At 59.5% G+C, this 14,019-nt stretch carries 14 protein-coding genes, 1 tRNA gene and 1 pseudogene; 13 read left to right on the top strand and 3 right to left on the bottom strand.

Annotated features, from left to right (window positions below):
- Window positions 1-16 precede the first annotated feature (16 nt).
- From infC to AXW84_RS24715, 4 genes and pseudogenes are all read left to right on the top strand, one after another.
- Window positions 17-574 (top strand): annotated as a pseudogene (gene infC / locus AXW84_RS09530) (translation initiation factor IF-3); the annotation flags it as partial.
- A 209-nt stretch (window positions 575-783) separates the two neighbouring features.
- On the top strand, window positions 784-978 hold the full coding sequence (gene rpmI, locus AXW84_RS09525; RefSeq protein ID WP_068231945.1) for a 50S ribosomal protein L35: 195 nt from the start codon (window positions 784-786) through the stop codon (window positions 976-978).
- Window positions 979-1,161: 183 nt separating this feature from the next.
- Window positions 1,162-1,506 carry a 50S ribosomal protein L20 gene (gene rplT, locus AXW84_RS09520; RefSeq protein ID WP_068231943.1) on the top strand — a complete coding sequence of 115 codons (345 nt, stop codon included), beginning with the start codon at window positions 1,162-1,164 and terminating at the stop codon, window positions 1,504-1,506.
- A gap of 283 nt (window positions 1,507-1,789) precedes the next feature.
- Window positions 1,790-2,029, top strand: coding sequence for a hypothetical protein (locus AXW84_RS24715; protein WP_157886908.1), 240 nt, complete (start codon window positions 1,790-1,792; stop codon window positions 2,027-2,029).
- 264 nt (window positions 2,030-2,293) lie between these two features.
- Here AXW84_RS24715 and AXW84_RS09510 read toward each other — a convergent pair.
- Window positions 2,294-2,367: transfer RNA gene (locus AXW84_RS09510), tRNA-Met, on the bottom strand.
- Between the two features lie 128 nt (window positions 2,368-2,495).
- On the opposite strand from AXW84_RS09510, the gene AXW84_RS09505 reads away from it, so the two are divergent.
- The 8 genes from AXW84_RS09505 to bshB1 all read left to right on the top strand — a co-directional run bounded on the left by AXW84_RS09505 (window position 2,496) and on the right by bshB1 (window position 11,269).
- On the top strand, window positions 2,496-2,906 hold the full coding sequence (locus AXW84_RS09505) for an START-like domain-containing protein (protein ID WP_068231938.1): 411 nt from the start codon (window positions 2,496-2,498) through the stop codon (window positions 2,904-2,906).
- A 71-nt stretch (window positions 2,907-2,977) separates the two neighbouring features.
- Window positions 2,978-4,426 (top strand): LptF/LptG family permease, encoded by a 1,449-nt coding sequence (locus tag AXW84_RS09500; protein ID WP_236943289.1) that lies wholly within the window; start codon window positions 2,978-2,980, stop codon window positions 4,424-4,426.
- A 121-nt stretch (window positions 4,427-4,547) separates the two neighbouring features.
- Window positions 4,548-4,823: a 30S ribosomal protein S15 gene (rpsO, locus tag AXW84_RS09495; protein WP_068231935.1), complete on the top strand. Its 276-nt coding sequence runs from the start codon at window positions 4,548-4,550 to the stop codon at window positions 4,821-4,823.
- Window positions 4,824-4,998: 175 nt separating this feature from the next.
- Entirely contained in the window at window positions 4,999-7,164 is a 2,166-nt protein-coding gene (pnp, locus tag AXW84_RS09490) for a polyribonucleotide nucleotidyltransferase (protein ID WP_068231933.1), read from the top strand.
- Between the two features lie 123 nt (window positions 7,165-7,287).
- Window positions 7,288-8,151, top strand: a complete 864-nt coding sequence (locus AXW84_RS09485; RefSeq protein ID WP_068231931.1) for a sigma-70 family RNA polymerase sigma factor — start codon at window positions 7,288-7,290, stop codon at window positions 8,149-8,151.
- Window positions 8,152-8,296: 145 nt separating this feature from the next.
- Entirely contained in the window at window positions 8,297-9,232 is a 936-nt protein-coding gene (gene trxB / locus AXW84_RS09480; RefSeq protein WP_068231928.1) for a thioredoxin-disulfide reductase, read from the top strand.
- A 73-nt stretch (window positions 9,233-9,305) separates the two neighbouring features.
- On the top strand, window positions 9,306-10,406 hold the full coding sequence (locus AXW84_RS09475) for a peptidoglycan DD-metalloendopeptidase family protein (protein WP_236943288.1): 1,101 nt from the start codon (window positions 9,306-9,308) through the stop codon (window positions 10,404-10,406).
- Window positions 10,407-10,540: 134 nt separating this feature from the next.
- Window positions 10,541-11,269, top strand: a complete 729-nt coding sequence (gene bshB1, locus AXW84_RS09470) for a bacillithiol biosynthesis deacetylase BshB1 (RefSeq protein ID WP_068231925.1) — start codon at window positions 10,541-10,543, stop codon at window positions 11,267-11,269.
- Between the two features lie 135 nt (window positions 11,270-11,404).
- Here the strand turns inward: bshB1 and AXW84_RS09465 are convergent, their stop codons facing one another.
- Together AXW84_RS09465 and AXW84_RS09460 are read right to left on the bottom strand one after the other, a co-directional pair.
- Window positions 11,405-12,337: an isoaspartyl peptidase/L-asparaginase family protein gene (locus tag AXW84_RS09465; RefSeq protein ID WP_068231923.1), complete on the bottom strand. Its 933-nt coding sequence runs from the start codon at window positions 12,335-12,337 to the stop codon at window positions 11,405-11,407.
- A 13-nt stretch (window positions 12,338-12,350) separates the two neighbouring features.
- A complete protein-coding gene (locus AXW84_RS09460) occupies window positions 12,351-13,511 on the bottom strand; it encodes a serine hydrolase domain-containing protein (protein WP_068231920.1) in 1,161 nt (386 codons plus the stop codon).
- A gap of 121 nt (window positions 13,512-13,632) precedes the next feature.
- Between AXW84_RS09460 and AXW84_RS09455 the strand changes: the two genes are divergently transcribed.
- Entirely contained in the window at window positions 13,633-13,971 is a 339-nt protein-coding gene (locus AXW84_RS09455; protein ID WP_068231917.1) for a hypothetical protein, read from the top strand.
- The last annotated feature ends 48 nt before the right edge of the window (window positions 13,972-14,019 follow it).

Here is a 14,019-nt window from a genome sequence, read left to right as displayed (position 1 = left end):
GCAGGAGGACCAAACCATAGCAACCCCGAATCGTCGGTACGTGCCCCGCCAGCAGGTGGAGGAGCCGTTCAAAATCAACCAGAAGATCCTGGCCCGCGAAGTCCGCTTAGTTGGCGACAACGTGCCTCAGGGTGTGTACACCACGGACCAGGCCCGCAAAATGGCCCAGGAGCAGAACCTCGACCTCGTTGAGATTTCGCCTACGGCCACGCCGCCCGTATGCCGCGTCATCGACTACTCGAAATTTAAGTACGAGCAGAAGAAGAAAACCCGTGAGCTCAAAGCCAAGCAGACCAAAGTTGTCCTCAAGGAAATTCGTTTCGGACCCAATACCGACGAACATGACTTTGCCTTTAAGGTAAAGCACGCCCAGGAGTTTTTGCGCGAAGGTGCAAAAATCAAGAGCTACGTGCACTTCGTCGGCCGGAGCATCGTGTTCAAGGAGCGGGGCGAAATCCTGCTGCTCAAGTTTGCCCAAGCCCTCGAAGACTTGGCCAAGGTAGAGCAGCTGCCTAAGCTCGAAGGCAAGCGCATGTTCCTTTACCTCGCGCCCAAAGCCGCTATCGTAGCCAAGCCCACGGCGAAACCCGCCGTTGCCGGCGATAAGCCGGATAAAAAGGCCCCCAAGCCAGCCGTTGCCCAAGAGGCTGCACCGCAGGAAGTCGAAGCTCCGGCCACCGCGGCGGCCGATACCGAATAGCATATCCGGTTGCGGATGGCTTCCCGGCCCACGGTCGGTCAGCAATCAACAAACAATCAACAACCACCCCAAACCCCAATACAATGCCGAAAGTAAAGACGAAATCCGGTGCTAAGAAGCGGTTCACGCTCACCGGCTCGGGCAAGGTGAAGCGGAAGCACGCCTACAAATCGCACATTCTGACCAAGAAGAGCACTAAGCGCAAGCGTAACCTCACCCAAGCCGGCCTCGTGAGCAGCGCCGACATGAACCGGGTGCAGCAGATGCTGAATATCTAATTTAACAGTCGAAGTGTTGTAAAATAAATCGCTGCTGTTCAGTATAATCAGCTCATAGAATTTGTCTGACAATAATTAACTAGTTAAGTTATTTAACAATTTAATTCTCCACCAGGCTTCCGGCCGCAATTTCAAGCCACTGCTGCTACGTAGTGACGCCGGCTGCCAAAAACAATCTAGGTTATGCCAAGAAGTGTCAACCATGTGGCCTCGCGCCACCGCCGCAAAAAAATTATGCGTTTGGCGAAAGGCTATTACGGCCGTCGCAAAAACGTGTGGACCGTTGCCAAAAACGCCGTCGAAAAAGGCCTTCTCTACGCCTACCGCGACCGCAAAGTAAAGAAGCGCGAATTCCGGGCCCTCTGGATTCAGCGTATCAACGCCGGTGCTCGTCAGCACGGCTTGTCTTATTCACAGCTGATGGGTGGCTTGAAAAAAGCTGGCATCGAACTGAACCGCAAAGTACTAGCTGACCTTGCTTTGAACCATCCCGTTGCCTTCGCAGGCATTGTGGAAAAAGCAAAGTAAAGCGCTGGTCCCATAGGATTTAGTTAAAGCTCACAAAAAGCGCCTGCTTCTTAATAGAAAGAAGCAGGCGCTTTTTGCGCTAAAAGCTACTTAGCAGCGCTGGCCGTTATTAGCGCCTGACTAGCTTGGTTCACCGATTACCACCAATACGAACAGGCTGACTAAGGTAGTAAGACTGGCGAATGCGGCCATACCTTTTTACCGTCTCGGATGCGTACGCCGTTTGCAGTACATTATCACATGACCAAGCCCGCGGGCAGATTATTCACCATGTTGTAAAGCAGTGTCACGTCTCGACGGCCAGCCAAAGGGGCTTCGGCGATTGTGGCATTTGGTCAAACTGCCAAGTTCCGTATTGTGTTGGTTTGCATTTAAAGGCGTTGGCACGCTGGCAATGCGCCGCGCGATGGCCATTACCCGATATGGTGCCGGGTGGCCGTTATCACTTATGTTGCTTGGCGAACGTAAAAAGTTGAGTCAGCTGTTGCGTTTTGTTTCCAATACTTACCTGTTTGGCAAGTAGCCTTGGCGCAGGATAGCGAACGCTGGCCATTAAGGTCAACAATATAGCGGGGATCTTAATTGTGATCAAGCAGTTGATCTTCCCAAGGCTACGTTTGCTGTGGGCTACTACGTTGGTAGCAAACTGTTGCATAATGGCGTTAGCAAAGGTGGGGAAATGCGTACATTTGCACCCTAAATCCCAATCTTATCTAGATGATAGATAGTTGCCTTAGCAATAAAAAAGCACTTGCGCAACTGAGTGCGCAAGTGCTTGACTTACAAGTAGCGGGAGGCGGGTACGATCCGCCGACCTCAGGGTTATGAATCCTGTGCTCTAACCAACTGAGCTACCCCGCCGGGGTTTGTGGGTGCAAAGGTAACGCAATAAATAGCGTCTGTGCAAGCTGCAAGCCCAAAAACAAGGTTTATTCTGCCCCGCTGGCCTTTGGCTACCGTGGCCCTCCGTTCTTAAATTAATTAAGTCCATGGCATTGCCTGATACCCAAGTTAAAACGCCGTTTGTGGTAGATTATCCCATTAATGCGTCGCCTAAAATACTGTTTCCGTACCTAGCCACGGCTGCGGGTCTGGCCCAGTGGTTTTGCGACGACGCGAACCACGTGGCGGGTGGGCGGTTGAACTTCGTGTGGGACCGCGAGAACCACTACGCCGAAGTGGGGCCCCAGCGCCTCAATCGCGCGGCTCGTTACGTTTTTTCGGGGCCCGAGCATGCCGCCGTTGCCGACCCTAGCTACGTGGAGTTTACGCTGCATTCTTCGGCAGTGACGGACGAGGTGTTTTTACACATCTTAGACTATTCCTCAGCCCAAGCCGCTGAGCAGCGCGAGCTCTGGGACGGGCTCGTGGCCAAGTTGCGCGAGCAAGTAGGGGGCTAGGGGGCCCCACGCACGATTTGACCACCTGCTCCGTTACTGGGGCGTGGCCGCGTTATTGTTTGGCCCTGCGCATGATCAAGAAACTAGACAAGTTAATTTTGAAGGCCTTTGCCGGGCCGTTTTTACTCACGTTCGCGGTGGTGCAGTTCATTCTGCTCACCCAAACGCTTCTAAAGTACCTCGACGATATTATCGGCAAAGACTTAGGCCTGCCGGTGATCGGCAAACTGCTGTTCTACTTGAGCGTGCTGATTGTGCCCACCTCGCTGCCGCTGGCCGTACTCCTCTCATCACTGATGACTTACGGCAGCATGGGCGAGCACCACGAGCTGACGGCTATTAAGGCCTCGGGTATTGCCCTCACGCGTATTCTGCGGCCGGTGCTGGTGGTGAGCGTGGGGCTGCTGCTGGCCTCGTTTTGGTTCAATAAAACGATAGTACCTAAGGCTAATCTTCAAGCGTACAGCCTGCTGTGGGATGTACGCCAGCAAAAATTGGCCCTTGACATCCGTGAAGGTGTATTCTACGGCGGTATCCCAGGCTACACCATCAAGGTGGACCACAAGACGGGCCCCAAAAAGGACCGCCTGCACGGGGTGATGATTTACGACCATACCCAGCGCAGCGGCAACGCCACTGTGATGCTGGCCGACTCAGGCCGCATGTTCACCCGTTTCAACGGGGCCTACCTGGGCCTGGAGCTTTTCCACGGCCACAATTATGTGGAGCAGCCCGACGCCCAGAACCGCGCCGGGGCCAGCTTCATCCGTCAGGGATTCGACCATAACGTGGTGACGTTCTCGCTGGCCTCGTTCGACCTCAACCGCACGAAAGTAGAGCTGTTCCAGACCAATCGGATGATGCTCACCATCCCACAGCTCCGCGCTGGCACCGATTCCATCCAGCGCAGCCTGGGCTTGGCGCGCCAACAGATGCCCCGCCAACTCGACGCTTACTATACCTACCTGCGTTTTGATACGCTGGGGGCGGCGGCCAGCCGCCGGGTAGCCCATTGGCAGGTACCAGCGAAGCGTTTGCCCAAGCTAACGGCTCCCATGGTGGAGCAGGCGGCCAACCGTGCCCGCAACCTGCGCGAGTCGTTCAAAGTCACCGCCGATAAGCTCGACAACCTGGCCCGCGACTCGGCTCAGTACCGGGTCGAGATTTATAACAAGTACGCCCAGTCGGTGGCCGTGCTGCTCATGTTCCTAATTGGGGCCCCGTTGGGCTCCATCATTAAGAAGGGTGGCTTGGGCGTGCCTATTCTGGTGTCCATTCTGTTCTTCATAGTTTACTACGTGCTCACCATCACGGGCACCAAATATGCCAAGGAGTTTGTGCTGCCCGTGGGCGTGGGGGTGTGGATGGCAAACCTGGTGCTGTTGCCCGTAGGGCTGTTTTTGCTCTTTCAGGCCTACAACGATTCGGGCTTGCTGGAAGTGGACTTTTGGCGGCGGTTGCCCCGGCGCCTGGGTCTGCCGGGCCTGCGCCCGCTAACGAAGCCTGAAGGTGAAGAATAGGGCCTCAGCCAACTTTTATTGCTGGTTAGTTAATTAAACGTCGTACCTTTGCGGAACCCCGAGATGCGGGGTGCATTTTTTCATTTTTTTAATCCAAGACGGGGCTTGGCCCTATCCGCCGATGAAACTGACCACCGAAGCAAAACAGGAGATTTTCGAAAAGAATAGCCTCCAACACGTTAAAACTGATACTGGCTCGGCCGAGGCTCAGATTGGCCTCTTCACCCACCGCATCAACCACCTGACGGAGCACCTGAAGGTCAACAAAAAAGACCACAGCACCCGTTTGGGCCTGCTGAAACTGGTCGGTAAGCGCCGCCGCATGCTGGACTACCTCCAGCACCGCGAAATCAACCGCTACCGCGCCATCATCAAAGAGCTGGGCATCCGCAAGTAAGCCCAATGCTTGAGAGTAGGGAGCCTTCCAGTGGAAGGTTCCCTACTCTTTTTTATGCCTGTTGCGAGAAGTGAGCCGGGAGCGATAAGCTGTGCTTTTGCGTTCAGTGTTTACAAAACGCCCCCACCCTGCGGTTCTCACTTCTCCTGTCCCTTATCCTCTCTTCTCCAACTGAATGCCCGCCCCTCACGCCATTACTAAAACCCTGGCCCTGCCCGACGGCCGCCAGATTTCCATTGAAACTGGCAAGCTGGCCAAGTTTGCCGATGGGGCCGTAGTGGTCCGTCTCGGCGATACCATGCTGCTGGCCACCGTAGTGTCGGCCCCCAGCCAGCGCGACGGCGTTGACTTCCTGCCCCTGTCGGTTGACTACCAAGAAAAATTCGGCTCGGCCGGCAAAATCCCCGGTTCTTTTCAGCGCCGCGAAGGCCGCCTGTCGGACTACGAAATCCTGATTTGCCGCCTCGTTGACCGCATCCTGCGGCCGATGTTCCCCAAGGACTACCACTACGAGGTACAGGTGATGATCACCCTCATCTCGGCTGATAAAGAGGTGCAGCCGGATGCGCTGGCGGCCCTGGCGGCCTCGGCCGCGCTCTCAATTTCGGACATTCCGTTTGCCGGCCCTATTTCGGAAGTGCGCGTGGCCCGCATCGATGGCCAGTTCCAGATCAATCCCAAAACCAGCGACCTTAAACGCGCCGACATGGACCTCATCGTGGGCGCGACCGCGGACTCGGTCGCCATGGTGGAAGGCGAGATGCACGAGGTGAGCGAAGAGGAAATGGTGGCTGCCATTGCTTTCGGGCACGAGGCCATAAAGGCCCAGGTGCAACTGCAAAACGACCTAGCAGAGGCCGTGGGTCGCACGCCCGAGTCGCAGCCCCGCGAGTACCCAAAATACGAGGAAAACGACGCGCTGAAGCAGCTTATCCACCAAGGCATTTACCAAGGTGCCTACGACGTTGCCCGGGGGGGCAATACCAGCAAGGCCGGCCGCAAGGAAGGCTTTACCGGGGTTAAGAAAGCGTTTTTAGACAAGCTTGTGGCTGAGCAGCCCGAGTTGGACATGAAAATGTTCAGCCGCTACTACTCGTCGGCCGAGAAGAAGGCCATCCGCGACATGATGGTGAAGGATCGGGTGCGCCTTGACGGCCGCCAGCTGACGGAAATCCGCCCCATCTGGTCGGAAATCAACTACCTGCCGGGAGCCCACGGTTCGGCCATCTTCACCCGCGGCGAAACTCAGAGCCTGACTACGGCCACGCTCGGTACCAAGCTCGATGAGCAGATTGTGGACCAGCCGCTGACCAAGGGCTACTCGAAGTTCATGCTACACTATAACTTCCCCGGTTTCTCGACCGGTGAAGTGAAGCCTAACCGTGGTGCCGGCCGCCGCGAAATTGGCCACGGTAACCTAGCCATGCGCAGCCTCAAGCAAGTGTTGCCCCCTGACGACGAAAACCCCTACACTATCCGCATCGTGTCGGATATTCTGGAGTCGAACGGCTCCAGCTCAATGGCCACGGTGTGCGCCGGCTCGCTGGCCCTGATGGACGCCGGTGTGAAAGTGCGCGCCGCCGTGGCGGGCATTGCCATGGGCCTCGTGCAGGACAAGGAGACCGGTGAATACGCCGTGCTTTCAGACATCTTGGGCGATGAGGACCACCTCGGCGACATGGACTTTAAAGTAACTGGCACCGAGAAAGGCATTTGCGCTTGCCAGATGGACATCAAAATCCAGGGGCTGAGCAACGAGATTCTGACGGCTGCCCTGCACCAAGCCCGCGAAGGCCGCCTGCACATCCTGCGCGAGATGGCCAAAACCATTGACGCGCCCGCTGCTGAGTTGAAGGCGCATACGCCCCGCTCGCACAAAATGCTGATTGACAAAGAGTTTATTGGTGCCATCATCGGGCCGGGCGGCAAGGTTATCCAACAAATCCAGAAGGACACCAACGCCACGGTCATCATCGAGGAGAAGGACGAGAAAGGCCACGTGAGCATTTACGCGGCCAACCAGACGGACATGCAGGGTGCCATCGACCGCATCCGGGCCATTGCGGCGCAGCCGGAAATCGGTGAAACCTACAAAGGCAAGGTACGCAGCATCCAACCTTATGGCGCGTTCGTGGAAATTATGCCCGGTAAGGACGGGTTGCTTCACATCTCGGAAGTGACGCACGAGCGCATCCAAAGCTTGGAAGGCTTGCTGGAAGTGGGCCAGGAAATTGACGTGAAACTGGTGGACATTGATAAGAAAACCGGCAAGTACCGCCTCTCGCGGAAGGTGCTGCTGCCGAAGCCCGAGGGCGCGGCCGTGGACAACGGCCAAGCGTAACACTACGGCCCGAACTTTCGTCAAAGAAAGCCTGTTGGTTTCCTTTGACTCTCGCTCTCGGCCTATCGTTAGCTGTTATTCTTTGTCAACTATTAACTCTAGTTATCGCCTTTACCTCTTTCCATGAGACAGTTAAAAATCAGCAAGCAGATTACCAACCGCGAAAGCCAGTCGCTGGATAAGTACCTCCAGGAGATTGGCCGGGTGGATTTGCTCACCCCCGACGAGGAGGTGACCCTGGCTCAGCGCATCCGCGACGGGGACCAGCAGGCGCTGGAAAAGCTTACCAAAGCCAACCTGCGCTTCGTAGTGTCGGTGGCAAAACAGTATCAGAATCAAGGGCTTAGCCTTGGTGACCTCATCAATGAGGGCAACCTGGGCCTGATCAAGGCAGCCAAGCGTTTCGACGAAACCCGCGGTTTTAAATTCATTTCGTACGCCGTGTGGTGGATTCGCCAATCCATTCTGCAGGCCTTGGCCGAGCAGAGCCGCATCGTTCGCCTGCCCCTGAATCGAGTGGGTTCGCTGAACAAAATCAGCAAGTCGTTCTCGGAGTTGGAGCAAAAGTTTGAACGCGAGCCCTCGCCTGAGGAAATCGCCGAAGTACTGGAACTGACCACCTCGGAAGTAGTGGACACACTCAAAATTTCGGGCCGCCACGTGTCGGTGGACGCGCCGTTTGTCCAAGGTGAAGAAAACCGCCTGCTCGACGTGCTCGAAAACGAGGACGAGGAGTCGCCCGATATGGCCCTGATGAACGACTCGCTTCGCAAAGAAGTGCAGCGGGCCCTGAGCACGCTCACCAAGCGCGAGGCTGATGTTATTACCCTGTACTTCGGGTTGAACGGCGAGGCCGCTCTGACGCTGGAAGAAATTGGCGAGAAATTCAACCTAACCCGCGAACGGGTACGCCAGATAAAGGAGAAGGCCATTCGTCGCCTACGCCACACCTCACGTTCGAAAGCACTGAAGCCTTATTTGGGTTAATTCTACCTAATTTTGCAATGCACAAAACCCCGGCTGTAAGGTTGGGGTTTTTTGCTAGCGGTGGGGCTACCGGCGCCGCTTTGTTCATTACCAGTTTCGGGGGCTCCATGCCCCGCGCTATGGCCCGAGGGGCCCTTTTTATAACATGTCTGAACACCACAAGTGCCTGATCATTGGTTCGGGCCCCGCGGGCTACACCGCAGCTATTTACGCGGCCCGGGCCAACATGGCCCCCGTCATGTATATGGGCCTGCAGCCCGGTGGGCAGCTTACCATCACGAATGACGTGGAGAATTTCCCTGGCTACCCCGACGGCGTGATGGGCCCCGAGATGATGGAGGACCTGAAGAAACAGGCCACCCGCTTCGGGACCGATATTCGCTACGGCATTGCTACCAAGGTGGATTTTTCGGGGCATCCGCACAAAATCACCATCGACGAAACGACGGAGCTGACGGCCGACGCCGTAATTATTGCCACGGGGGCCTCGGCTAAGTGGCTGGGTTTGCCGTCGGAAGCCAAGCTGAACGGCTCAGGCGTGTCGGCCTGTGCTGTGTGCGATGGTTTCTTCTACCGCGGCCAAGAAGTGGCCATTGTCGGAGCCGGCGACACGGCCGCAGAGGAAGCCACCTACCTGGCCAACCTGGCCAGCAAGGTGACCATGATTGTGCGCAAAAGCGAGATGAAAGCCTCAAAAATTATGCAAAAGCGTGTGCTCGACAACCCCAAGATTGAGGTGCTGTTTGACACGGCAACCGATGAGATTTTGGGCGAGCACGCCGTGGAAGGCGTGCGGGTGAAAAACCTGCTGACCCACGAAACCCGCGAAATTGCCCTCACGGGCTTCTTCGTTGCCATTGGGCACGAGCCGAATTCTAAGATTTTTCAGCCCTACCTGCACCACGATGAGCAAGGCTACCTGAAAACGCTGCCCGGCACGAGCAAAACCAACGTGGATGGCATATTTGCCTGCGGCGATGTGCAGGATTTTACCTACCGCCAAGCCGTGACGGCGGCCGGCACCGGGTGCATGGCTGCCCTCGACGCCGAGCGATACCTGGCAACTATGGGCCTGCATTAATTCTGGTTTTTGCTTTGCTTTCCTGCTTTTGCTGAGTTTTCATTTAAAATTTTTGCGCCCCGTAGCGCTGCTTGTGCTGTTGCTGGCTGGCCTGGGCACCGCTCCGGTAGGGGCCCAGGGCCGGCGGCCGGCGCACCCCAAAAACGAGCGTACGGGCCGGCAGTCGGAATTCTTCCGGGTGAAAACCCCGCGCATGAAGTATGTGCGGCCCGACACCACGACCATCATTAAAACCGAGGAAATACACGACGATAACTCCGACGCGGCCAAGTCGTTGCGCTTCAACCCGGCCAAGAAGCTGAGCATCGTGAGCGAGGACACCACTACGCTCAACGAGGGCGGGCAGGAGATTGTGGAAATGTCGGAGGAAGTGCTTATCGATTCGTCGTGGGTGAAAGTGGCGGGCTACTATTCCATCTGGGACACGCAAAGCATCAACCCCTACCACGTGGACGGCCGCCGCTTCCGCGACTCGGTGAACCTCAAGTTGACGGACGCCAGCCGCGAGCGGTTCAGCCAGATGCCGATGGCGGCGACGCCCATCACGTCGGGGTTTGGCTTCCGGGGCTACCGCTGGCACTTTGGGGTGGACCTGGACCTGGAGACTGGCGACTCGGTGAAGGCGGTGTTCGACGGCGTGGTGCGCATCAGCAAGTGGGACGGCTCGGGTTACGGCAATTACCTGTTGGTGCGCCACTACAATGGCCTCGAAACACTGTACGGCCACCTCAGCAAGGCTCTGGTGCCGGTGGGCACCTTCGTAAAGGCCGGCCAGCTCATTGCCTACGGCGGCAGCACGGGCCACAGCTCGGGCTCACACCTGCACTTTGAGGTACGCTACCAAGGCAACCCCATCAATCCCATTCAGCTCTACGATTTTCCCGAAAACAAGCTGCGCAAGGACAACTTCACCATCACCTCGGCGCTGTTCAATTACTACAGCCGGGCCTTGCACCGCGGCGGCGGTAGCCTCACGGGCGGCCGGCGCAGCAGCGGGGGTAGTAGCCGCCGCAGCGAGCCCCGGGCCGCCCGCGTGGTGGTTACGCACCGCGTACGCGCTGGCGATACGCTCTCGGAAGTAGCCGAAAAATACGGCGTCGGCCTGAGCACGTTGAAGCGCCTGAACCCAGGCGTCAAGAAGCTGCAACCCGGCAAGAAGCTGCGCATCAAGTAGGGCCCCGGCCGGCTGCCTACGGCAGGCAGGGCACTGCCGTTTTTGGTAGGGCTCGTTGATTTCCCCGTGCTGTATATGCGCTGCTCAATGGGCGTGTAATGGTAAGTACGGCAACCTTTAACTCCGCATTACCCATGACTAAACTGGATATCCTGGCCTTGGGGGCCCACCCGGACGACGTGGAAATGTCGTGCGCCGGCACGCTGCTGGCGGCCCGCGCCGCGGGCAAAACCGTTGGCGTGGTTGATTTCACCCGCGGCGAGCTGGGCACCCGCGGTAGCGTCGAAATTCGGGCCGCCGAAGCCGCCGCGGCCAGCCAAATCCTGGGCCTGAGCGTGCGCGAAAATTTAGGCTTGCCCGACGGCTTTTTTCGCAACGACCGGGAACACCAGCTGCCGCTCATTGCCGCGCTGCGCCGCTACCAGCCCGATGTGGTGCTTTGCAACGCCGTGGCCGACCGCCACCCCGACCACGGCAAGGGGGCCCAGCTGGCCATTGATGCGTGCTTCCTGAGCGGCCTGCGCATGATCGAAACGTTGGACGAGCACGGCCAGCCGCAGGCCCCCTGGCGGCCCCGCAAGGTGTACCACTACATCCAGGACCAGCCGCTGGTGCCGGCTTTCGTGGTGGACATCACGCCTTACTGGCCGGGCAAGTGGGCCGCCATCCACGCCTTCGGCAGCCAGTTCTTCAACCCCCACGCCGCCCCCGGGGCCCCCGCCACGTACCTGTCGGGCCAGCCGTTCGAGCGCTTCATGGAGGCGCGGGCCCGCGAGTTCGGCCACATCATCGGGGTGGAGTTCGGGGAGGGCTTCACCGCCGCCCGCCCGGTGGGCGTGCGCGAGGTAACAGAGCTGGTGTAGCTACAAAAGCACCAGTACTCTTTGTATAATTCCCCGTTCGGTAAGCCAGTAGAGGGTAAGCTTGCAGTTGACCCCACACTTTAGTCCGGCGCCAATATTACCTACGCGACCACGCAATTCTCGGTGTCCCCCCGGCTACTCCACAATCATGTTGCACACGTTGGTGCCGGTCCGGCCGTCGGCGCTCATGTAGGCCCAAAACAGGCCTTCGGTGCTGTGGGGCATGGCCACGTGGCCGCGCGCGTCGAGGGCGATGACGCCGCCCTTGCCGCCCGCCGGCGCCACTTTCTCGTGGATGACCCGGTGCGCGGCCGCCTCTACGCTTAGGCCCCGGTACTCCATCAGCGCGGCGATGTCGTGGGCCACCGCGTGGCGAATGAAAAACTCGCCGTGCCCGGTGCCCGACACGGCGCACACGTGGTTGGCGTAGGTGCCGGCCCCGATGATCGGCGAGTCGCCCACCCGGCCGTACTGCTTGTTCAGCATGCCGCCGGTGGACGTGCCGGCCGCTAGGTGCCCGGCCTGGTCGAGGGCCACAGCGCCCACGGTGCCGTATTTAGTGGGCGGGGCCGCGGGGTGGGCTGCGGCCGCTTGCAGGGCCTGAAACTGCTGCCAGCGCTCCTCCGTTCGAAACCACTCTGGCGGGGCCGTTTCCAGGCCCATTTCGGCGGCAAACTGGTCGGCGCCGGCGCCCGTGAGCAGCACGTGAGCCGAACGCTCGAGCACGGCCCGGGCGGCCGAAATTGGGTTGCGCACGGTGCGCACGCCCGCCACCGCGCCGGCCCGCAGTGTGGCGCCGTCCATCAGGGCCGCGTCCATCTCGTTCAGCCCGGCGTGCGAAAACACCGAGCCGCGCCCGGCGTTGAATAGGGGCGAGTCTTCGAGCAGGCGTAGACTGGTTTCTACCGCCGCTAGGCTGCTGCCGCCCCCGGCCAGCACCGCGAAGCCGGCCTGCGCGGCGGCCGCCAGCGTACGTCCGTAGGCAGCTTCCTGCGGAAACGGCGTGCCGGCCGGGTGTAGGCGGCCCGAGCCGCCGTGCAGGAGCAGCGTGAAATTGGCGGGAGGCATGGGAAGCATGACGTTACGATTTCAGGGCCCCCAGCACGCGTTTTATCAACTCGTTGGGGCTGCCGTTGTGCCAGCGCCACACAATCACCAGGTTGTGCTCGGGGTCGACCCAAATGGTGTTGGAGCCCGCGCCCAGGGCGGCGTAGCTGGTGGCCGGGGCATCGGGCCAGGCTTTCTTTTCGGTGTTGAGCCACCAGAGGTAGCCGTAGTCGGGCCCCACGGGGCCGCGCGTGGTGGCCTGCCGCACCCAATCAGACGATACGATTTGGCGGCCGCCCCAGCGGCCCTGGCGCAGCAGCAGGTAACCGAAGCGGGCCTCGTCGCGGGCGCTGATGCGCAGCCCGCCGCCCCAGCGCGTGCCGCCGCTCACCGAGGGCAGGGCTTGGCCGTTCACCGTGGCTACGGCGTTGGGGTAGGTCACCCACTGCCAGGAGGCCGACGCGCCGATGGGGTCCATCACTTCCTGCTTGAATACGGCTGGCAGCGGCTTTTGCCACAGGCGCAGCAGCGAGAGGGCGAAGCGGTTGATGCGCACGTCGTTGTATTCGAAGTACGTGCCCGGCGCCTGTAGCGCACGGGGCTTCCGCTCGCCCTTGCCAAAGGCTTCGGAGCCGATAAAATCGGCATTTTTGCCCCACAGCTCGCCTTCCCACTCGCTGGTTTGGCGGGCGTGGTGCTCCCAAGTGATGAGGCGGTTGTGCGGGGAATCGTAGCCGCCGTCGTGCACATACTGGGCCACGGGGTCGTGAATGTCTTTGATGAGGTCGCGGTCGAGGGTAATGCCCAGCAGGGTGGACAGCACGCTTTTGGCCACGCTGTAGGTGGGGTCGGCCCGCTCGGTGTCGCCCCATTCGGCCACAATGTAGCCGTGCCGGAGCACGAGGCCGTTGGTGGCGGCCCGGCTGGTGGGCATGGGCCCGAGCAGCTTGCCAAAAATCTCCTCCTGGGTGGAGAAGTTGGGCGTCATCTGGGTGGTTTCCTGGGTTTGGGCGAAGGCCACGGCCTCGGCCAGGCGGGCCCCGTCGAAGCCGGCGGCGGCCGGGGCCTGGTGCTGCCAGGCGTTGCCGGCCGCCGGGAAATAGGCGGCGGCGGCGCCGTTAGCGCCGGGTGCGGCCGGGCGGGTGCAGGCAACCGTTGCCGGCAAGGCCAGCCAGAAAAGTAGTTTTCGAAGCATAAGAAGCAGAAAAAACCCGGAGCCAGCAGTCAAAACTGCCATGCGGTCTGGGATTAAAAGTGCGGCCAAGTTAGTGCAGTGTGCTTGGCCACGCGGCCGCTGCTTTCTAAGCGGCTTGCGCATGATCGAAACGCTGGACGAGCACGGCCAGCCGCAGGCCCCCTGGCGGCCCCGCAAGGTGTACCACTACATCCAGGACCAGCCGCTGGTGCCGGCTTTCGTGGTGGACATCACGCCTTACTGGCCGGGCAAGTGGGCCGCCATCCACGCCTTCGGCAGCCAGTTCTTCAACCCCCACGCCGCCCCCGGGGCCCCCGCCACGTACCTGTCGGGCCAGCCGTTCGAGCGCTTCATGGAGGCGCGGGCCCGCGAGTTCGGCCACATCATCGGGGTGGAGTTCGGGGAGGGCTTCACCGCCGCCCGCCCGGTGGGCGTGCGCGAGGTGACAGAGCAATTTTAGAAACGTATAGTAGTACTGAACCCTTTCATAGCTTATTTAGCGTCTTCT

The organism is Hymenobacter sp. PAMC 26628, from assembly GCF_001562275.1.
Taxonomy (GTDB): Bacteria; Bacteroidota; Bacteroidia; order Cytophagales; family Hymenobacteraceae; genus Hymenobacter.
The sequence above is the reverse complement of the archived record's forward strand: the minus strand, read 5'-3'. Positions and strand labels throughout refer to the sequence as shown.

Bases quoted from the DNA above. Each gene is read 5' to 3' on its own strand.
- AXW84_RS09465 (WP_068231923.1), bottom strand. From the start codon at position 12,337: ATGCCTCCCGCCAATTTCACGCTGCTCCTGCACGGCGGCTCGGGCCGC.
- AXW84_RS09500 (WP_236943289.1), top strand. From the start codon at position 2,978: ATGATCAAGAAACTAGACAAGTTAATTTTGAAGGCCTTTGCCGGGCCG.
- AXW84_RS09460 (WP_068231920.1), bottom strand. From the start codon at position 13,511: ATGCTTCGAAAACTACTTTTCTGGCTGGCCTTGCCGGCAACGGTTGCC.
- AXW84_RS09455 (WP_068231917.1), top strand. From the start codon at position 13,633: ATGATCGAAACGCTGGACGAGCACGGCCAGCCGCAGGCCCCCTGGCGG.
- rplT (WP_068231943.1), top strand. From the start codon at position 1,162: ATGCCAAGAAGTGTCAACCATGTGGCCTCGCGCCACCGCCGCAAAAAA.
- rpsO (WP_068231935.1), top strand. From the start codon at position 4,548: ATGAAACTGACCACCGAAGCAAAACAGGAGATTTTCGAAAAGAATAGC.
- AXW84_RS09505 (WP_068231938.1), top strand. From the start codon at position 2,496: ATGGCATTGCCTGATACCCAAGTTAAAACGCCGTTTGTGGTAGATTAT.
- AXW84_RS09485 (WP_068231931.1), top strand. From the start codon at position 7,288: ATGAGACAGTTAAAAATCAGCAAGCAGATTACCAACCGCGAAAGCCAG.
- bshB1 (WP_068231925.1), top strand. From the start codon at position 10,541: ATGACTAAACTGGATATCCTGGCCTTGGGGGCCCACCCGGACGACGTG.
- trxB (WP_068231928.1), top strand. From the start codon at position 8,297: ATGTCTGAACACCACAAGTGCCTGATCATTGGTTCGGGCCCCGCGGGC.
- rpmI (WP_068231945.1), top strand. From the start codon at position 784: ATGCCGAAAGTAAAGACGAAATCCGGTGCTAAGAAGCGGTTCACGCTC.
- pnp (WP_068231933.1), top strand. From the start codon at position 4,999: ATGCCCGCCCCTCACGCCATTACTAAAACCCTGGCCCTGCCCGACGGC.